Source organism: Streptomyces sp. NPDC058985 (assembly GCF_042740985.1).
GTDB lineage: Bacteria > Actinomycetota > Actinomycetes > Streptomycetales > Streptomycetaceae > Streptomyces.
Map to the genome: position 1 here is coordinate 14,101 of NZ_JBHYJX010000030.1, position 18,673 is coordinate 32,773.

General features: G+C 73.9%; 13 protein-coding genes. 6 read left to right on the plus strand and 7 right to left on the minus strand.

Annotated features, from left to right (window positions below; translation table 11 throughout):
• Nucleotides 1–6: 6 nt before the first annotated feature.
• The 4 genes from ACFW01_RS24220 to ACFW01_RS24235 are packed head-to-tail and all read right to left on the minus strand — an operon-like array spanning nucleotide 7 to nucleotide 4,228.
• Nucleotides 7–612 carry an ATP/GTP-binding protein gene (locus ACFW01_RS24220; protein ID WP_234958205.1) on the minus strand — a complete coding sequence of 202 codons (606 nt, stop codon included), beginning with the start codon at nucleotides 610–612 and terminating at the stop codon, nucleotides 7–9.
• A 46-nt stretch (nucleotides 613–658) separates the two neighbouring features.
• Nucleotides 659–1,054 carry a DUF742 domain-containing protein gene (locus tag ACFW01_RS24225; RefSeq protein ID WP_234958206.1) on the minus strand — a complete coding sequence of 132 codons (396 nt, stop codon included), beginning with the start codon at nucleotides 1,052–1,054 and terminating at the stop codon, nucleotides 659–661.
• 10 nt (nucleotides 1,055–1,064) lie between these two features.
• The gene (locus tag ACFW01_RS24230; protein WP_384506509.1) at nucleotides 1,065–1,499 is read right to left on the minus strand and encodes a roadblock/LC7 domain-containing protein; all 435 of its coding nucleotides are present in this window, start codon (nucleotides 1,497–1,499) and stop codon (nucleotides 1,065–1,067) included.
• A complete protein-coding gene (locus tag ACFW01_RS24235) occupies nucleotides 1,496–4,228 on the minus strand; it encodes a nitrate- and nitrite sensing domain-containing protein (protein ID WP_384506512.1) in 2,733 nt (910 codons plus the stop codon). Before ACFW01_RS24235 ends, ACFW01_RS24230 begins: the two co-directional genes overlap by 4 nt.
• A 427-nt stretch (nucleotides 4,229–4,655) precedes the next feature.
• Between ACFW01_RS24235 and ACFW01_RS24240 the strand changes: the two genes are divergently transcribed.
• Nucleotides 4,656–5,222 (plus strand): hypothetical protein, encoded by a 567-nt coding sequence (locus ACFW01_RS24240; RefSeq protein WP_384506626.1) that lies wholly within the window; start codon nucleotides 4,656–4,658, stop codon nucleotides 5,220–5,222.
• 123 nt (nucleotides 5,223–5,345) lie between these two features.
• Here ACFW01_RS24240 and ACFW01_RS24245 read toward each other — a convergent pair whose 3' ends face one another.
• Both ACFW01_RS24245 and ACFW01_RS24250 read right to left on the minus strand, forming a co-directional pair.
• Nucleotides 5,346–6,551 carry an NAD(P)/FAD-dependent oxidoreductase gene (locus ACFW01_RS24245; RefSeq protein WP_384506515.1) on the minus strand — a complete coding sequence of 402 codons (1,206 nt, stop codon included), beginning with the start codon at nucleotides 6,549–6,551 and terminating at the stop codon, nucleotides 5,346–5,348.
• The gene (locus ACFW01_RS24250) at nucleotides 6,548–6,871 is read right to left on the minus strand and encodes a bifunctional 3-phenylpropionate/cinnamic acid dioxygenase ferredoxin subunit (RefSeq protein WP_384506518.1); all 324 of its coding nucleotides are present in this window, start codon (nucleotides 6,869–6,871) and stop codon (nucleotides 6,548–6,550) included. The genes ACFW01_RS24245 and ACFW01_RS24250 overlap by 4 nt, the downstream gene beginning before the upstream one ends.
• Nucleotides 6,872–7,146: 275 nt before the next feature.
• On the opposite strand from ACFW01_RS24250, the gene ACFW01_RS24255 reads away from it, so the two are divergent.
• The 5 genes from ACFW01_RS24255 (at nucleotide 7,147) to ACFW01_RS24275 (ending at nucleotide 14,010) form a co-directional block, all read left to right on the plus strand.
• The gene (locus ACFW01_RS24255) at nucleotides 7,147–7,890 is read left to right on the plus strand and encodes an IclR family transcriptional regulator (RefSeq protein ID WP_384506629.1); all 744 of its coding nucleotides are present in this window, start codon (nucleotides 7,147–7,149) and stop codon (nucleotides 7,888–7,890) included.
• Between the two features lie 275 nt (nucleotides 7,891–8,165).
• Nucleotides 8,166–9,251, plus strand: a complete 1,086-nt coding sequence (locus ACFW01_RS24260) for an S-(hydroxymethyl)mycothiol dehydrogenase (protein WP_384506521.1) — start codon at nucleotides 8,166–8,168, stop codon at nucleotides 9,249–9,251.
• Nucleotides 9,248–11,704, plus strand: coding sequence for an FAD-dependent oxidoreductase (locus ACFW01_RS24265; protein WP_384506524.1), 2,457 nt, complete (start codon nucleotides 9,248–9,250; stop codon nucleotides 11,702–11,704). Before ACFW01_RS24260 ends, ACFW01_RS24265 begins: the two co-directional genes overlap by 4 nt.
• An 18-nt stretch (nucleotides 11,705–11,722) precedes the next feature.
• Nucleotides 11,723–12,892 (plus strand): N-methyl-L-tryptophan oxidase, encoded by a 1,170-nt coding sequence (solA, locus tag ACFW01_RS24270; protein ID WP_384506527.1) that lies wholly within the window; start codon nucleotides 11,723–11,725, stop codon nucleotides 12,890–12,892.
• The gene (locus ACFW01_RS24275) at nucleotides 12,889–14,010 is read left to right on the plus strand and encodes an aromatic ring-hydroxylating dioxygenase subunit alpha (protein WP_384506530.1); all 1,122 of its coding nucleotides are present in this window, start codon (nucleotides 12,889–12,891) and stop codon (nucleotides 14,008–14,010) included. Before solA ends, ACFW01_RS24275 begins: the two co-directional genes overlap by 4 nt.
• Here the strand turns inward: ACFW01_RS24275 and ACFW01_RS24280 are convergent.
• Nucleotides 13,999–18,663 (minus strand): hypothetical protein, encoded by a 4,665-nt coding sequence (locus ACFW01_RS24280; RefSeq protein WP_384506533.1) that lies wholly within the window; start codon nucleotides 18,661–18,663, stop codon nucleotides 13,999–14,001. The two genes, ACFW01_RS24275 and ACFW01_RS24280, sit on opposite strands and share 12 nt — an antisense overlap.
• Between the last annotated feature and the right edge of the window lie 10 nt (nucleotides 18,664–18,673).

Consider the following 18,673-nt stretch of genomic DNA (forward strand, 5'->3'; position numbering starts at 1 on the left):
CCGGAGTCAGGTCGTGACGACCCGGCGGCGGTCGGCCGCCTGGGCCATCGCGTGCTGGACCACGCCGACGAGGACCTCCTTGACCGACTCCCGGTCACGCGCGTCGCACATCACCACGGGCACATCGGTGTCCAGGTCGAGGGCCTGGCGGACGGTCTCGGAGGGATAGCGGGCCGAGCCCTCGAAGCAGTTGACGCCGACCAGGAACGGGATGGAACGCCGTTCGAAGTAGTCGACGGCGGCGAAGCAGTCCTCCAGGCGGCGGGTGTCGGCCAGGACGACCGCCCCCAGCGCCCCTTCGGACAGCTCGTCCCACATGAACCAGAACCGCTCCTGGCCGGGCGTGCCGAACAGATAGAGCACCAGGTCCTCGCGCAGCGTGATGCGTCCGAAGTCCATGGCCACCGTGGTGGTGTGCTTCTCCTCCACCCCGCTCAGATCGTCGACGGGCCGCCCGGCCTCGGTGAGGAGTTCCTCGGTGCGCAGCGGCCGGATCTCGCTGACCGCGCCGACGAGGGTGGTCTTGCCCACGCCGAAGCCGCCGGCCACGAGGATCTTGAGGGTGACGGGCTCGACCGGCGGCTTGCCGCGCTGGGAACGCCCGAAGATCATCGGTCTCTACTCCTTAACGTGCCGCTCGACGAGCCGACGGGAGGGTTCACAGTGCCCTCAGTCCATTGATCACGTCGCGCAGAATGTTCTCGTCCGGCAGTTCGGCCGGGGGTACGGGCCGGTTGACGTGGACGAGGTCGACGTCCACGAGGTCGCCGACCAGGACCCGTACGACCCCGATCGGCAGGTCGAGTTCGGCGGCGAGTTCGGCGACCGACTGCGGGGCCTCCCGGCACAGTCCGACGATGTCCACGTGCTCCGGCGAGAGGGTGACGTCCGCCTCGGGGTCGTCCGCGTGGGGTTCCGTGACGACCACCGCGATCAGGTCGAGGCGGTGCTGGGCCGCGCTGGTGGTGCGACCGCGCGTCATGGCGTACGGACGGACGACGGGGCCGGCCTCGTCGTCGAACCAGTGGTTTCTTCCCTGACCGTCTGCGCTCATGTCATCCCACTTACCCGCCCGAGGGCACATCGGTGCGTGGAGCGGTGGCCAGGTGTCCGCCGACCCGCTTGACGAGGAGGGTCATCTCGTAGGCGACCTGGCCGACGTCCGAGTCGGCGTCCGAGAGGACGGCGAGGCAGCTGCCGTCGCCGGCGGCGGTGACGAACAGGAAGGCGTCGTCGAGTTCGACGACCGTCTGCCGGACTCTGCCCGCCTCGAAGTGGCGGCCCACGCCCTTGGCGAGGCTGTGGAAGCCCGACGCCACGGCGGCCAGGTGCTCGCTGTCCTCCCTGGTCAGGTCCTTGGACGCACCCGTCGCCAGGCCGTCGCCGGACAGGACGACTGCCTTGCGGATGCTCGCGACCCGGTCGACCAGGTCGTCGAGGAGCCAGTTCAGCTCCCCGGACTTGGTCGCGCTGTGGCCGGTCGCCTTCGGTGCGGTCATCGACCGTCCCCCTCCGTCGTTCCTCGTGGTGCTGTTGGTGCCGTGCCGCCGGGGACGTCGTCACCCGCGGCGTTCTCCTCGCGCCCGCGCCGCCAGCCGCGCTGGAGTGAGGCCATCCGGCTGCGGACCTCGTCGGCGTCACGGTCGGCGGGGTCGGAGCGGTCCTCGGCAGGTGGTTCGGGACTCTGCCGGAGCTGGGGCGCGAGGTTGGCCTGCCGTACGCGCCGGGGCAGCGCACCGGCCTCCGCGGCGTCGGCGTCCCGGCCTTCGGGGCGGCCGCCTGAGGAGGCTCCACCGCCGTCACGGCCCGCGGGCTGTCCGCGTTTCCGGCGGGAGGGCAGCGCGGGCGGTTCGTCCGCTCCTGCCCGCGGTGCGGCCGGGATGCGTGTGCCGTTGGCGTCCGCGTCCGCCGGGGTCTGGTGGTCGTCCGCCCTGTCCCCGGTGTCCCGTGAGGGGACCGGGCGGCCGTGCGAACTGACCAGCTTGGGGGTGCGGCGGCGGGGCAGCGGGAGGGGTGCGTCCGCGTCGGCCGGGTCGTCGTCCTGGCCCGGCCGGCCCGCCGAGCCGTGGTCGTCGTCGGCCGCGGCGAGCGAGCGGCGCGGGCGGAACAGGCCGCCGCGTTCGCCGTCCTCGTCGTCGAGCCCGCCCGGCAGGCCGTCGAGGGCGTCCAGGTCGACGGGCGCCTCCAGTTCCACCGGTCCGTCCAGCAGCGCGGCCGGGCGCTCCGGCAGCCGCGCCGGCACGTGGGACAGGGCCGACCGACGGCTCTCCTCCCGCCCCTTCTCCTTGACGTGCTGGGGACGGTCGAGGCGGAAGCCGATGCCGTTGGTGTCGGGGGCGTCGTCCGAGAGCAGCGCGTCGGGGACGAAGACGACCGCGGTGGTGCCGCCGTACGGGGAGGGCTGGAGGGAGACCCGGACGTTCTGTCGCTGGGCGAGCCGGCTGACGACGAACAGGCCGAGCCGGTCGGTGTCGGACAGCTCGAACTCGGGGGTCTCGGCGAGCCGGAGGTTGGCGTCCAGGAGGGCGTCGGCCGCCATACCGAGGCCGCGGTCGTGGATCTCCAGGGTGAAGCCGTTGGCGACGCGCTCGCCCAGGACCTGGACGGCGGTGTGCGGGGGCGAGAACACCGTGGCGTTCTCCAGGAGTTCGGCCACCAGGTGGGTCAGGTCGGCGACCGCCGGTCCGGTGACGGCCACCCGCGGCAGCCTGCGGACCTCGATGCGCTCGTAGTCCTCGACCTCGGCGACGGCGGCCCGCACCACGTCCATGAGCTGGACGGGCTTGCGCCACTGCCGGGACGGGGCGGCGCCGGAGAGGATGACGAGGCCCTCGGCGTGCCGGCGCATCCGCGTGGTCAGGTGGTCGAGGCGGAACAGGTCGGCGAGTTCCTCGGTGTCCTCGGTCCTGCGCTCCATGGTGTCCAGCAGCGTGAGCTGCTTGTGCAGCAGCACCTGGCTGCGGCGCGCGAGGTTGACGAAGACCTCGGAGACACCGGCGCGCAGTTCGGCCTGCTTGACCGCGGCCTCCACGGCGGCCCGCTGCAGCGTGTTGAGGGCCTGGCCGACCTCGCCGATCTCGTTCCTGTCGTACTCAAGGCGCGGCACCTCGGTCTCCACGTCGACCTCCTCGCCCGCGGAGAGGCGGCGCATGACGCTGGGCAGCCGGACGCCGGACGCCTCGTGGGCCTCCAGTCTCAGCTGCTTGAGGTCACGGATCAGGGAGCGGCCGACGCGTACCGAGAGGAAGAGGGAGTAGAGCAGGGCGATCAGGCCGAGCGCGCCGGCGATGACCACCTTGGCGATGACGTTCGTCGCGACCGGGTCGACCCGGTCCTGGTAGCGGTCGGCCGCGTCGTCGTCGAGGGCGCCGAGCTCCTCCAGGACGCTGCCCGCGGCGGTGTCCCAGCTCTTTGCGGTGACGCCGCGGGGCGTTCCGGCCCCGGCGGAGAGGGCGGCCTCCTCGGCGGTGCGCAGCGGGGCGGAGGAGGCGTTCTTCCAGAAGCGCTCGTAGCGGCCGCGTTCGGCGGACGGCAGCAGCGGCAGGTTGATGCCGTACATCAGGGTGCGCTGCGCCACGAGGTCGGAGACGTCCCGGATCTCGGCGCGGGTGAGCCGGCCGGTGACGAGGGCGGAGCCGAGGAGGGCGTCCTCGCGGGAGAGGAGTTCGCGGGCGCGGGAGAGGTTGACGAGCGCACGGTACTGCTTGTCCAGACCGACGTTGTCGACGACGTTCAGACTGGCGAGCAGGTCGTGGCAGGGGTCGACCAGGCGGTTGTAGAGGCCGAGCGCCTGCGCGCGGTCGACGGTGCCGTCCTCGACGCTGCGGCGCAGCGAGCCGATGCCGTCGAAGGCGTCCAGTACGGCGGTGAGCCGCTCCTCCTCGGCCTGTCCCAGGTCGTCGCGCACGCCGGCGTCGGCGGCGTTGCGGCGGATCTCGGCGACGGCGTCGTCCGTGGCGGTGCGGCTGCGCTGGAGGGCGGCGAACCCGTCGGAAGCGCGCGGGTCGGCGAGGTGGACGAGGGTCTGGCGGCGTTCCTGCTGGAGGACGCGGACGGTGTCCTCGATCGGATAGCCGATCTCCTCGACGACGGTGGAGACGCTGAACAACCGTTCCGCCTCGCGCCCCGTGAGTACCGTGGCGAACGCCCAGATCGCGGTCAGGGACACCAGCGGCACGAGAAGCAGCGCCACGATCTTCCGGCGGATCGACTTCCCGCGAAAGCGCATGGCCTCCCCCAGCTCGATCCCCCTCCGGCAGGGGGTACACATGTGCGTCAACAAACGGCGCGAGCCTACTACTGACGCATCCGTAACTCGAAGGCCCGTCCGGCGGACGGGCCTCCTCGCCACGGGACGGTGATGGTCAGTTGTCCGGTCATTGCGGGAGATTGCCTCCCGGGATCGGGGTGTGCGGGGAGGGTTCGGCTCCGGCTCGGCCGGGCGGATTGGCCGAAATTCTTCGACTGCGCGGGCCTTTCGGGAATCTTGGGAGCCCGTCGCTCGTCATTCACTACGGGAAATGGAGGCGGAATCGGCCACAGGAGCCGCATCCCGCCTCTGGGCGGCGTAAAGCAGCGCAAGCCGGGCAGCCAGAGGGGAGCCGTGTCGTGGGACACGGTCGAGCTGTCTGCTGGCGGTGGGGAGTGACATGGCGATGGGCACGGCGGAGCGGCGCGGTGCGCCCGAGGACGGCGGTGCGGCCCGGGTGACCGCCCGACCGGTCCCCGAGGCACCGGATCGCGAAGTTCGGGCAGCCGGTACGGGCAGACCCGCGCGTGACCGGCCGGAGGGGCCGGGGAGGCGGGTGGCGCGCGAGCAGCCGTCCGGCTACCGGCCGTTGTGGAGGGAGGAGCCCGCGCGGCGGCGCCGGCTGCCGGATCCGGTGCGCACGGCGGCCGTCCGTGCGGTGATCGTCGTCGCGGTGACGCTGATCATGGCGATGGTGGCCTTCCTGTGCACGATGGCGGAGTCGTGGCTGGCGTTTCCCATGGTGATCGGCAGTGTGGCGGGCACGGTGGTGGCCACGTGGGGGGTGCTGGACGTGTGGGTGACGCGACAGGTCTGGAATCAGCGGCACGGCGTGGTGTCGGAGCCGAGCAGCACCGCGCGGGCCATGCGGCGCGAGCGGCGCCGGGCCCGGCGCCAGGCGCGGTCCGCCGAGCGGAGCCAGGAGCGGATACGCCGGCGGGGCGGTGGCGCGAGCCGGCTGTCACACCCTTGAGCACGCCCTTGAGCGACTGCGCGGCCCGCTGGGCCGGAGGCCCACCCCGGGCGCCGCCAGCGGGCCGCGACGCACGGCACGCCGACCGGGTGGTTCCGCCGACGTCCCCCGCCGGGTCGCGCCTCACCGCGCGCCCGGGCCCGCCCCGCCGACGGTCACCGGTATCCCGGCCTCCTCGGCGGCGAGTTCGCGTCGGACCCGCATGAAGGGGCGGGGCCGGTCCACGGCGAGCACGGCGGTCGTACGCCCGTCCCGTTCGTAGCGGGCCAGGAAGCCCTCCGCGTCAGGCGCGCCGTCGGCGATCCCGCCCTCGGCGACGCGCACAATGTCGCCGTCCCGGCGCCGCCCGGCGAACTGGAGGCGGGAGCCGTACTGGTCGGACCAGAAGTACGGCACCGACCTCGCGCTCTCCAGCGTGCGTCCGGCGAGGAGGTTGCGCACCGCGGCCCGGGGCTGCTGGGTGGCGGAGGTCCAGTGCTCCGCGCGGGTGCCGCCGACGCGGGCCACGTCGCCGACGGCGACCACCTGCGGCAGGGCGGTCACGCAGCCGTCGTCGCACAGGACGCCGTCGTTCAGGAGCAGCGGCGAGCCGGCCAGCCAGGCGGTGTTGGGGGTGGCACCGATGCCGACGATCACCACGTCCGCGGGCAGCGCGCGTCCGTCGGTGAGGTCGACCCCGGTGACGGCCGCCGTGCCGCGCAGCGCGGCCACGGACGCGCCGGTGACCAGCCCCACCCCGGCACGGCCGTGCAGGGTGGCGCAGACGGCGGCCAGTTCCGCGCCGAGGTGCGGCACGAGTGGCATCGCGGCGGCCTCGACGACGGTGACGGCGTGACCGAGGGCGGCGCACGAGGACGCGGTCTCGGCGCCGACGAAACCGCCGCCGACCACCACCACCCGGCACGGACCGCGGGTGAGGCACGCGCGCAGGGCGCGGGCGTCGTCCAGGGTGCGCAGGGTGTGGACCCCGGTGAGGCCGCCGCCGTTCAGGCCCCGTGCCGATGCCCCGGTGGCGACGACGACGCCGTCCGTGGACACGGTGCGGCCGTCGTCGAGCAGTACGGTCCGCCCGCGGGCGTCCAGGCCACGGGCGCGGACACCGAGCAGCCAGTCGGCGTCCAGTTCGGCGGTCTCCTCGGCGTCGGTGAGCGCCAGGTCCTCCTCGGCGGCCCGGCCGGTGAGGAACTCCTTGGACAGGGGCGGCCGGTCGTAGGGCGGGTGGGGTTCGTCCCCGACCACCACGAGGCGTCCGTCGAACCCCTGGGCCCGCAGTTCCCGGGCGGCGTACAGGCCGGACAGGGAGGCACCGACCACGGTCACGGTCCTCATGCGGCGCTGCCCTCCTCCGCGGCGAGGTGGACGTGGACGAAGCCGTCCTCGACGCTCACCCGGTGGGTGCGCACCGCCCGACGGGCCGGGAGGCAGGTCGGCAGGCCCGTGCGCAGGTCGAACGAGGCGGCGTGCAGCGGGCATTCGACCAGGCACCCCTCCAGCCAGCCCTCGGAGAGAGAGGCGTCCTGGTGGCTGCAGGTGTCGTCGATGGCGTAGAGATCGCCGTCGTCGGTGTGGAAGACGGCGATCGGCGGACTGGTCCCGACGCGGGTGGACCCGCCCTTGGGGAGGTCTTCGAGACGGCAGACGGGAATCATGGGCTCCCCTCTCGGTCCGGAACGCGGGGTGCGGAGCGCGTACCCTTCCGGGATCCGGACGCTTCGGTAACATGATGTTTCACATGGCGCACTGGAGAGCGCTATGCGCAACAGAATCCGGGCGGGCGCCCGTGGCGTCAAGGGCTTCCCGCAGATGCGGCCCGATCGGGCCGCCAGGTGGTGAGAGTTGAGCCATGACCCGCACACAGCAGCAGCCCGACCCTGGTGAGGACCGTGTGGAGAACAAGCAGTCAGGCAGGGGCGCGGTGGGCGGCGTGCAGTCGGTGGACCGCGCCGTGACCGTGCTGGAGATCCTCGCCCGGCTCGGGGAGGCGGGTGTCACCGAGATCGCCGACGAACTGGACGTGCACAAGTCCACGGCGTTCCGGCTGCTCGGCGTGTTGGAGAACCGCGGTCTGGTGGCGCAGGAGAAGGAGCGCGGCAAGTACTACCTGGGCGCCGGTGTGCTGCGGCTGGCGGGGGCGGCGGCCGTACGGCTGGACATCTCGCAGGAGGGGGTGCCCGTCTGCCGCGAGCTGGCCGACGAACTGGGCGAGACGTCGAACATCGCGGTGCTGGACGACGACGCGGCGGTCAACGTCATGCAGGCCCGCGGCACCGCCTCGGTCACCGCGCAGAACTGGCTCGGCCGGCGCACCCCGCTGCACGCCACCGCCAGCGGGAAGGTGCTGCTCGCCCATCTGCCGGCCACCCTGCGCGAGGGGCTGCTGGCCCGCCCGCTGCACCGGTTCACCGAGCACACCGTCACCGGCGCGGCGGTGCTGCGCGGCGAGTTGGAGACGGTGACCGCGCAGGGTTGCGCGATCACGCAGGAGGAGCTGGAGATCGGGCTCGCGGCCGTGGCGGCGCCGGTGCGCTCCCACGACGGCAAGGTGATCGCCTCGATCAGTGTCTCCGGCCCGGTGTACCGGCTGACGCCGGAGCGCTTGCCGGACCTGGCCGAGCGAGTGCTGGCGGCGGGGGCCGAGCTGTCCCGCCGCATGGGCTACGGCGGCTGAGCACGCACCCACCCGGCGAGGCGGCCGGGCTGAGCGCACCCACCCGGCGGGACGGTCCCGCCGGCGTCCCGTCCGACGGCGCGGGACCCGAACTCCCTTCCGGGGGCCCGGGTCCCGCGCCGTCCCGTGTCAGGCGTGTTTCGCAGCCCGCGCCCGCCGCCGGCTCGTTTTGCCAAGGGTTAACCCGTACCTCTTGACGGCCCCTCGACGGCGTTCCCACTATGTTTCTCATCGCGCAACCCATCGTGCAATGCGCAACAGCAGAGGAGCTTCTCGTGTCACACGAGGTCCGTGCCGTAGTCGCTGTGAAGAGGGGCGCACCCGTCGAGGTGCAGACGATCGTCGTGCCGGATCCCGGGCCCGGCGAGGTTCTGGTCGCGGTGCAGGCCTGCGGGGTCTGTCACACGGATCTGCACTACCGCGAGGGCGCGATCACCGATGACTTCCCGTTCCTGCTGGGCCATGAGGCGGCCGGCACCGTCGAGGCGGTCGGCGAGGGCGTCACCGGCCTCGCGCCGGGCGACTACGTGGTGCTGGCGTGGCGGGCGCCCTGCGGTGGCTGCCGGTCCTGCCGCCGCGGCCGCCCCTGGTACTGCTTCGACTCCCGCAACGCCGCCCGTCCGATGACCCTGGTGGACGGCACCCCGCTGACCCCGGCCCTCGGCATCGGCGCCTTCGCCGAGAAGACGCTGGTCGCCGCGGGCCAGGCCGTGAAGGTCGACCCGGCCGCCCGGCCCGAGGCGGCCGGCCTCGTCGGCTGCGGGGTGATGGCCGGTTATGGCGCCGCCGTCAACACCGGCGGCGTCGGCCGCGGCGACTCGGTCGCGGTGATCGGCTGCGGTGGCGTGGGCGACGCGGCGATCGCCGGTGCCGCCCTGAACGGCGCCATGAAGATCATCGCGGTCGACGTGGACGGCCGGAAGCTGGACCGGGCGGAACGGTTCGGCGCGACGCACACCGTCGACTCCCGCGGCACGGACCCGGTCGAGGCGGTCCGCGCCCTCACCGACGGCCACGGCGTGGACATCGCGATCGACGCCGTGGGCCACCCGGAGACGTTCCGCCAGGCCTTCTACATGCGCGACCACGCCGGAGTGCTGGTCCAGGTCGGCGTGCCCACACCGGAGACGACGGTCGAACTGCCCCTCATCGACGTGTTCTCACGCGGCGGTGCGATCAAGTCGTCCTGGTACGGCGACTGTCTGCCGAGCCGCGACTTCCCGTTCCTGATCGACCAATACCTGTACGGGCTGCTCGACCTGGGTGCCTTCGTGTCGGAGACGACGACGCTGGACCGGGTGGAGGACGCGTTCGGCCGGATGCGCCGCGGCGAGGTACTGCGCTCGGTGGTGGTCCTGTGAGCACCCACGGCCTGCGGCCCCCGCCCCGCGTGGTGGTCATCGGCGCGGGCGTCGTCGGCTGCTCCCTCGCGGACGAACTGACCGCGCGCGGCTGGACGGACGTCACCGTCCTCGAACAGGGCCCACTGCCCGCGCCCGGCGGCTCCACCTCGCACGCGCCCGGCCTCGTCTTCCGGACCAGTCCGTCGCGCACCCTGACGGCGTTCGCCCGGTACACCGTCGAGAAGTTCACGTCCCTCACGTGGGACGGCGCCCCGTGCTTCCAGCGGGTCGGCGGCCTGGAGCTGGCGACCACACCGGAGCGCCTCGCCGACCTGCACCGCAGGGCCGGATACGCCGCCTCCTGGGGCGTGGCCGGCGAGATCGTCGACGCCGCCCGCTGCAAGGAACTCTGGCCGCTCCTCGACGAGTCGGTGGTCCTCGGCGGCTTCCACACCCCGGGGGACGGGCTGGCCCGCGCCGTGCCCGCCTGCCGCGCCCAGCTGGACCGCGCCACCGCGCGGGGCGCACGTTTCCTGGACCGGCACACGGTCACCGGCATCGAGCGGCAGGACGGCCGGGTCACGGGCGTCGTCACCGACCGCGGCACCTTCCCCGCCGACCACGTCGTCTCCGCCGCCGGATTCTGGGGACCGGTCGTCGGCCGCATGGCCGGCGTCGACGTACCCCTGCAACCGCTGGCCCACCAGTACGCGAGGACGGCTCCGCTGCCCGAGCTGAGCGGCGCCACCGAGGAGGCGTCTAAGCCGGTCCTGCGCTTCCAGGACCGCGACCTGTACTTCCGTGAGCACGGCGACCGCCTCGGCATCGGCTCCTACGCCCACCGGCCGCTGCCCGTCGACCCGTTCGCCGTGCCCGGCTACGACGAGTCACGCGCCCGGCACATGGACATGCCGTCGTCGTACCCCTTCACCGCGGAGGACTGGGCGCCGAGCTGGGAGGACTGCCGCCGGCTGATGCCCGCCCTGCGCGACTCGGACGTCGAGTCGGGCTTCAACGGTGTCTTCTCCTTCACCCCGGACGGCATGCCGGTCCTCGGCGAGTCCCGTGACCTGCGGGGCTTCTGGCTCGCGGAGGCGGTGTGGGTCACCCACTCGGCCGGTGTCGCCAGGGCCGTCGCCGAGTGGATGGTGGACGGACGGCCGTCGCTCGACGTCCACGAGTGCGACCTCACACGCTTCGAGGACGCGCAACGGTCACCGGCGTACGTCCGCGAACGCGGCGCGCAGCAGTTCACCGAGGTGTACGACGTGATCCACCCGCTCCAGCCGATGGAGCGGCCGCGCCCGCTCAGGGTCAGCCCGTTCCACGCACGGCAGCGGGAACTCGGCGCGTACTTCCTGGAGGGCGGCGGCTGGGAACGCCCGCACTGGTACGAGGCCAATGCCGGGCTCGTCCCGGACCCGCGCCTTCCCGGCCGCGACGCCTGGTCGGCCCGGCACTGGTCGCCGATCGCGGCGGCGGAGGCGCGGGTCACCCGCGAGCGCGTCGCCCTGTACGACATGACGCCGTTGCGCCGCCTGGAGGTCACCGGGCCGGGCGCCCTCGCCTTCCTGGACCGCATGACCAGCAACAACCTGCGCAAGAGGCCCGGCGCGGTCACCTACACCCTCCTCCTCGACGAGACCGGGGGCATCCGCTCCGACCTCACCGTCGCCCGCCTCGCCCCCGACCGCTTCCAGGTCGGCGCCAACTCCCCCGCCGATCTCGACCACCTGCTGCGCCACGCGCCCGGTGGGGAGGTGCACATCAGGGACATCACCTCCGGCACCTGCTGCGTCGGCGTCTGGGGCCCGCTCGCCCGCGACCTCGTCCAGCCGCTGACGCCGGACGACTTCTCGCACGAGGCGTTCGGCTACTTCCGCGCCCGGGAGACGTACATCGGCCACGTCCCGGTGACCGCGATGCGCCTGAGCTACGTCGGTGAACTGGGCTGGGAGCTGTACACCACCGCCGACCTGGGCCTTCGGCTCTGGGACACGCTGTGGGAGGCCGGCCAGGACCTCGGCGTGATCGCCGCCGGACGCTCGGCCTTCAACTCCCTGCGCCTGGAGAAGGGATACCGGGCCTGGGGCACGGACATGACCGACGAGGACAACCCGTACGAGGCCGGTGTCGGCTTCGCGGTCCGGATGGACAAGGCGGACTTCGTCGGCCGGGCCGCGCTGGCCCGCGCGGGCGAGCCCGGCCGACGCCTGACACCGCTGCTCCTCGACGACCCGGCGGCCGTGGTGCTCGGCAAGGAGCCGGTCCACGTGGACGGCGCGCCCGCCGGATACGTGACCAGCGCCTCGTACGGCTACACGCTCGGCCGCTGCGTCGCGTACGCCTGGCTCCCCGCCGGCCTGGCCGCCGGCACCGGTGTGCACGTGGAGTACTTCGGTGAGAAGGTGCCCGCCACCGTCGCCGAGGAGCCGCTGTTCGACCCGAGGATGACCCGTATCCGCCGTTAGGACGCCAGGAGGCCCTTCTTGTCCCCCACCTACGACGTGATCGTCATCGGCCTCGGCGGCATGGGCAGTGCCGCCGCCCACCACCTGTCCGCGCGGGGAGCCCGCGTGCTGGGCCTGGAGCGGTTCGGCCCCGTGCACAACCGGGGCTCCAGCCACGGCGGTTCCCGGATCACCCGGCAGTCGTACTTCGAGGACCCGGCGTACGTTCCCCTGCTGCTGCGCGCCTACGAGCTCTACGCCGACCTGGAGCGGGCCACCGGCCGGGACATCGCCCTCCTGTGCGGGGGCCTGATGGTGGGCCGGCCCGACTCCTGGACCGTGACCGGCTCCCTGCGGTCGGCCCGCGAGTGGGACCTGCCGCACGAGATGCTGGACGCGCGGGAGATCCGCCGCCGGTTTCCGACGCTCGCCCCGCGGGACGACGAGGTCGCCCTGTACGAGGCCAAGGCCGGTCTGCTGCGCCCCGAGAACACGGTCGCCGCCCATCTCCAGCTGGCCACCCGGCAGGGCGCCGACCTGCACTTCGAGGAACCCGTGACGCGCTGGGAACCGTACCGGGACGGCGTCCGCGTGCACACCGGCGAGAACACCTACACCGCCGGCCAGTTGGTGATCTGCCCGGGCGCCTGGGCGCCGCGGCTGCTCGCCGGCCTCGGGGTGCCGTTCACGGTGGAGCGGCAGGTCATGTACTGGTTCCAGCCCCGCAACGGCATCGGCCGCTTCCTCCCGGCCAACCAGCCGATCTACGTCTGGGAGGACGCGGCCGGCGTGCAGGTGTACGGCTTCCCCGCCATCGACGGGCCGGACCACGGCGCCAAGGTCGCCTTCTTCCGCAAGGGGCAGGCGACCACCCCGGAGGCCATCGACCGGACCGTGCACGGCCACGAGGTCCGGGCCATGGCGGACCACATGTCCGGCCGTCTCCCCGATCTGCCCGGCACCTTCCTCAAGGCCGCCACCTGCATGTACACCACCACGGCGGACGAACACTTCGTCATCGCCCGCCATCCCGCGCATCCCGGTTCGGTCACCGTGGCCTGCGGATTCTCCGGGCACGGCTTCAAGTTCGTGCCCGTCGTCGGCGAGATCCTCGCCGACCTGGCCCTGACCGGCGACACCGCGCACCCGATCGGTCTCTTCGACCCCGCTCGCCTCACCGCCGCGCCCGCCCGAGGAGCCAGCACGTGACGACGACTCCCCTGTCCTCCAGCCTCATCGCGACCCTGCCGGGCCGCTACTACACCGACCCGGAGATCTTCCGTCAGGAACAGCGGCAGGTCTTCGAGTCGCTCTGGTTCTGCGCCGTCCGCGGCGCCGACCTGGAACGGCCCGGCGCCTTCCGCACCGTGCGGATCGGGTCCGAGAGCGTCATCGTCACCCGCACCCGTACGGGCGCGCTGCGCGCCTTCCTCAACATCTGCCGCCACCGGGGGGCCCGGCTGTGCCTGGAGGAGTCGGGCGAGGTGCGGCGCAACCTCCAGTGCCCGTACCACGCCTGGACGTACGACCTCGACGGACGGCTGATCGCCGCGCCCGGCCTCACGAAGATGCCGGACGTCGACCGCGCCGCGTACGGCCTGGCCGAGGTCGCCCTGCGCGAATGGCTCGGATATGCCTGGGTGTGCCTGGCCGACGAGCCACCCTCCTTCGAGGAGACCGTGCGCGGTGCCGTCGTCGAACGGCTCGGCGACCCGGCGGCGATCGAGCGCTACGGGACGGAGCGGCTGGCCCTCGGCCGACGCGTCCGGTACGACGTTGCGGCCAACTGGAAGCTGATCGTCGAGAACTTCATGGAGTGCTACCACTGCGCCACCATCCACCCCGAACTCACCGATGTGCTGCCCGAGTTCGCCGACGGCTACGCGGCCCAGTACTACGTGGGCCACGGCGCCGAGTTCGGCGAGGAGGTCAAGGGCTTCACGGTCGACGGCGGCGAGGGCTTCGGCCGGCTGCCCGAGGTGGCGGAGAGCCAGGACCGCCGCTACTACGCCGTCACCGTCAGGCCGACGGTCTTCGTCAACCTCGTGCCGGACCACGTGATCCTGCACCGCATGTTCCCGCTCGCCGAGGACCGCACGGTCGTCGAGTGCGACTGGCTGTACGCCCCCGACGTGGTGGCGTCGGGGGCGGACCTGTCACGGTCGGTGGAACTGTTCCACCGGGTCAACACGCAGGACTTCGCGGCGTGCGAGCGGACCCAGCCCGCGATGTCGTCCCGCGCCTACCGCGAGGGCGGCGTGCTGGTGCCGACCGAGCACCACATCGGGCTCTTCCACGAGTGGCTGCTGGAGCGGCTAGGAGGGTGACTGGGCGGGGCGTTTGAACATCCGGGTGGCCGTGATCTCGCTGTGCACCGGCTCGCCCTCCCCCTCGGCGGCGGGGGCCGGCTGGGGCAGACCGGGCCGCAGGTGCTCCTCGACGCTGATGTACTTCAGTCCTGCCCTGAGGTCGGCGTCGTTGCGCAGCCGGATGACCAGCGGGAACTCGGCGAGCGCGGTCGTGTCGAACAGGCCGGTGGTGTAGAGCAGCTGGACGCCGAGCGCGTCGGACACGGCCCGCTGCAGCTCCAGCAGGTAGGTGGCGTTGGCGCGCCCGATGGGGTTGTCGAGGAACAGGGTCCCGGCGTGGCGGTGCCGGTCGCGGCCCCGGTCGTTGCTGCGGAGCGCGGCCATCGTGCAGTACAGGGCGATGGCCGCGGTGAGCAGCTGGCCGCCGGAGAAGACGTCGCCCATCTGTCCGACGGGGACGCGCTCGGCGCGCAGCACGGCGTCGGGCTTGAGGATCTCGACGGCGACGCCCTTGGGCGCCAGTGCGGCGGCGACGCCCCGCAGCAGCAGGGACATGCCGTCGCGGCGCAGGTCGGAGTTCTTCTTCACGGCGGCGCGGGTGGCGTCGTCGACCACCTCGCCGAGCCGCTCGGTGAGGGTGGCCTGGTCGGGTTCCTCGAAGCGGATGCGCAGGAACTCCTGACCCGACCACTCCCCCAGCCCTTCCGGCAGCCGGGAGAGGCGCTGGGCGGAGCGGAGCGTGGCGAGGGCCGACTCGACCAGGCCGCGCAGCCGGTCCACGATCGAGTCGCGGTTGCGCTCCAGCTGCGCGAGTTCGTCGGTGAGGACGCGGAGCCGGGGCGCGAAGGCGTCCGCCCACTTGGCCGCGTGCTCGGGCAGCGTGGCGGCGGGCAGCTCGCGGATCTGCTGCCGCGCGGGGGTGCGGACCTGCTCGTAACGGGTGGAGTTGGCGTGCCGGACCAGGACGTCGCTCGCCTCGCGGACCCCGGCCTCGGCGGCGGACAGGTCGGCGGCGCAGCCGCGCAGCGACCGGCGGGCCTCACCGGCCGACTGGCGGGCCTCCTCCAGACCGCCCGGATACGGCTCGGGCTCTTCCTGCTCCTCGTCGGCCGCGTGCTCGCGCAGCAGGTCGCGGAGCATGGCGGCGATCTCGTCGAAGCCGCCGGCGGCGTCCTCGGCGGCGCGGTGCGTGTCGAGCAGTCCGGCGTGGGTGTCGCGGGCCCGGGTGAGCGCCTCGGTGTGGGAGGCGAGTTCTGCGGTGGCCGTGCGCAGCAGGGTCTGGGCGTGGTCGGCGTCGCGCGGGAGGAGTTCCCCGGGCAGCTCGGTGTGGGCCTCGCCCTCCTCGGGCGCGTGCCGTTCGGCCTCGCCGCGCAGGCGGCCGAGCTGCTCGCTGGCGCTCGACATGCGGGTCTCCAGGAGCTGCACCAGCTCCTCGGCGCGGGCGGCGGCGGCCTGCCGGGACGGTCCGTCGGAGCCGTCGGGCGACTCCAGGAGCTGCCCGGCGCGGGTGCGGACCTTGTTGCTGAGCCGGTCCAGGTCCCCGCGCGCGGCGCTCTCGTCGCTCTCCGCGCGGGCCTGTTCGGCGCGGAGGTCGGCGCCGACGCCGACCTTCTCGTACACCTGGGACGCGGCACGGTAGGCCTCGCGCAGGTCCGGCAGGGACGCCTTCGGCGCGTCCGTGCCGGTCCCGGGCGTGTCCGCTCCGTCCTCCGGTACGTCGTCGGGGGCGCCGGCGATCTCGGAGCGCTCGGCGCGCAGCGCGCGGGCGGTGCGGCGGGCGTCGTCGGCGGCGCGCTGGGCGGCGCGGCGGTCCTCGTCGGCCGCGCGGGCCCGGTCCAGGCAGGCCTGGGCGCGGGCCTCGGCCTCGGCGCCCTCGTCGGCCAGTTCCCGCAGGCGCACCTGCCAGCCCGCCCGTTCGCGCAGCCGGAAGGCGAGCCCGGCGAGGGCGTCGGCGGCGCGGCGGGCCTTCTGCGCGGCCTCCTGCCGTTCGTCCCGCAGGTGCACGGCCTCGGCGGCGGCCTCGTCCGCCTCGGTCCGCGCGGTGCGCGCCTCGGTCAGTTCGGCCTCGGCCTCGTCGGCGAAAGTGCGCGCCTCCTCGGCGGTCCGGGCGAGTTCGGTGAGGCGTCCGGCGGGGCAGCCGGTGCGCCAGGAGGCGAGCCGGGCGGCCAGCTCGCGGTCCTTGCCGAGCCGGGCGGCGAGGGTGCGGATCTCCTCGTCCCGCCGGGTCGCCCGCGCGCGCAGCGCGTGCCGCTCCTCGTCGGCCGCGTGCTCGTCGTGCATCGCGGGGTTCGGCGGTACGAGGAAGACGTCCCCGGCGTCGGAGTCCGGGGCCGGGGTGGGGGCGAGCAGGGCGGCGGCGGTGCCGACGGCGACGGCCGAGCGCGGGAGCAGGGCCGCGTCGCCGAGGACGTCGCGCGCGCGGGTGTGCGAGTCGGGGTCGGTGATGATGACGCCGTCGACCAGCTCGGGCCGGGCGGCCAGCACGCGCGCGTGGTCGGCGGGGTCGACGGCCTGCGCGAGGTAGCGCCAGCCGGGCAGGGCGGGGATGCCGTGCTCGCCCAGGAACTCCACGGTGGCCAGCACGTCGGGGCCGGGCGGCAGCAGTCCGCCGTCGCCGAGCGCGCCGAGGATGCGGGAGTCGTCGGCGGCGGCGGTGCGCAGGTCGAACAGCTGGCGTTCGGCGGAGGAGACGGTGTCGTCGAGCAGTTCGCGCAGTTCGTCGGCGAAGCGGTCGAGTTCCTGGGGCGTGAGGGCGCCGTCGGCCCGCGCGGGCGCGGGGTCGTGGTCCGCGTCGTGGCGGGGCTGCGGGATGCCGGGGCGGGTGCCGGCGGCGAGGCCGAGCAGTTCCGCGAGGCGTTCCTCGACGGCCAGGGCCTCGGCCGTGCGGCGCTCGGCCTCGTGGGCGCGTTCGGCCGCGGTGGCGGCGTCGGCCGCGCGGGCGGCCGTCAGTTCGGCGCGGCTCTCGGCGGACGCCGTCTCGCGCGCGTGCTCCGTGGCCCGGCGTGCCGACTCACGGGCGGTGTCCCAGGCCGCGACGGTGCTCTTCTCGGCGTCGCTGGCGGCGAGGGCCGCGCGGGCGGGGTCGGCGTCGGGCGCGCTGTCGTCCAGCCAGCCGGCCCGGACCGCTTCGGTGGTCTCCTGCTCGACCTCGGTGAGGCGCTGGCGCAGGTGCCCGGCCTCGCTGCGGGCGCGCTGCGCCTCGGTGGCGGCGGTGGTGGAGTCGCGGTGCGCCGCGTCGCTGACCTCCTGGAGGGCGGCGGACCGCTCCTCCTCCTCGTTGGCGTGGCCCTCGGCCCGGCCGGCCGCCGCGTGCAGGGCGCGGACGAGGTCGACGGCGGCCTTGGCGCGTGCGGCGAGCGCGGGGGCGGCGTCCCGCTCGGCCTCCTGGATGGCGGCGGACACGCGGGCGACGCGGTCGGCGGCGGCGCGGTGGCGCAGTACGGCCTCGGCGGCCTGCCAGGCGGAGTGCAGGGTGCGCGCGTCGGCGAGTTCGCGCTTCTGGGCGGCGGCGGCCTTCTCTGCGCCGGTCAGGGCGAGCGAGGCGTGCCGGTAGGCGAGTTCGGCGGCGATGAGGGCGCTGCGGTCGCGGGCCGACTCGGCGTGGGTGACGGCGCGGGCGGCGGCGGTGACCCGCTGGGCGAGGTCCGAGGCCCTGACCCGCTCCTGGGCGCCGCGCGCGGTGAGCCGCCGGGCGAGGTTCCTGGTCCGGCGTTCGGCCGCGGTGTGGATGTCGCGCGCGCGGGTGCGGACCTCGGCGGCCTCGACGATCCGGCCGAGCAGCTCGACGGACCCGGCGGTGAAGTCGCGTTCGGCGATCAGCTCGGCCCGTCGGCCCAGCTTGTTGCCGAAGCCGCTCACCAGGTCGGCGAGTCCGTCGGTGTCACGGGTGTCGGTGACCGCGCGCAGCAGCAGGTCGGTGAAGTCGGCGTCCTTCTTGACGGCGAAGAGGCCGGCGGCCTCGCCCTCGTCGGCGTTCATCTCGCGCTGGTAGCGGAAGAGTTCGGGGTCGAGGCCGAGGTCGCCGAGGTGCTCGATCCAGCGGTCGTGGATCTCCTCCCAGTGCACCTCCAGGTGCGGGTAGGCCTTGGCGGCCTCGGTGAGGGCGTCGCGGAAGCCCTTCATGGTGCGCCGCCTGCCCTGGGCGCCGGAGACGCCCTCCAGGGGCGGGCGTACGGCGGTGGCCTCGGCGACGGGCAGGTTGTCCAGGGTCAGTCCGGGCCCGGGCCGGAAGGAGTACCAGGCCTCGGCGAACTTGCGGGGGTCGTTGGAGACCTGGCGGCCGCGCCACTCGCTGGCCTTGCCGACCACGACGCACTCGCCGCTCTGCACGTGCTGCCACTCCAGCGCGACGTGTCCGCAGTCGTCGGCGAGCAGGAACTTGCGCAGGACGCCCGAGCTGGCGCCGCCCAGGGTGTTGCGGTGGCCCGGCAGCATCACCGAGAAGATCAGCTTGAGCAGGACGGACTTGCCGCCGCCGTTCTCCAGGAACAGCACCCCCGCGGGGGCGGGGCGGCGCGGCGGGCCGACCGGCTCCTCCTCGAAGAACTCCGCCTGCGTGGGCGCGGGGTCGGGCACGGGCTCGCCCACACCGCGCAGGTCAAGCACGGTGTCGGCGTAGCGCGCACCGGCGGGTCCGATGGAGTAGAGGCGGACCCGGGACAGCTCGTACATGGCGGACTCT

Coding starts and splice junctions, on each gene's coding strand:
- ACFW01_RS24220 (WP_234958205.1), bottom strand. CDS start 612: ATGATCTTCGGGCGTTCCCAGCGCGGCAAGCCGCCGGTCGAGCCCGTC.
- ACFW01_RS24225 (WP_234958206.1), bottom strand. CDS start 1,054: ATGAGCGCAGACGGTCAGGGAAGAAACCACTGGTTCGACGACGAGGCC.
- ACFW01_RS24230 (WP_384506509.1), bottom strand. CDS start 1,499: ATGACCGCACCGAAGGCGACCGGCCACAGCGCGACCAAGTCCGGGGAG.
- ACFW01_RS24235 (WP_384506512.1), bottom strand. CDS start 4,228: ATGCGCTTTCGCGGGAAGTCGATCCGCCGGAAGATCGTGGCGCTGCTT.
- ACFW01_RS24240 (WP_384506626.1), top strand. CDS start 4,656: ATGGGCACGGCGGAGCGGCGCGGTGCGCCCGAGGACGGCGGTGCGGCC.
- ACFW01_RS24245 (WP_384506515.1), bottom strand. CDS start 6,551: ATGAGGACCGTGACCGTGGTCGGTGCCTCCCTGTCCGGCCTGTACGCC.
- ACFW01_RS24250 (WP_384506518.1), bottom strand. CDS start 6,871: ATGATTCCCGTCTGCCGTCTCGAAGACCTCCCCAAGGGCGGGTCCACC.
- ACFW01_RS24280 (WP_384506533.1), bottom strand. CDS start 18,663: ATGTACGAGCTGTCCCGGGTCCGCCTCTACTCCATCGGACCCGCCGGT.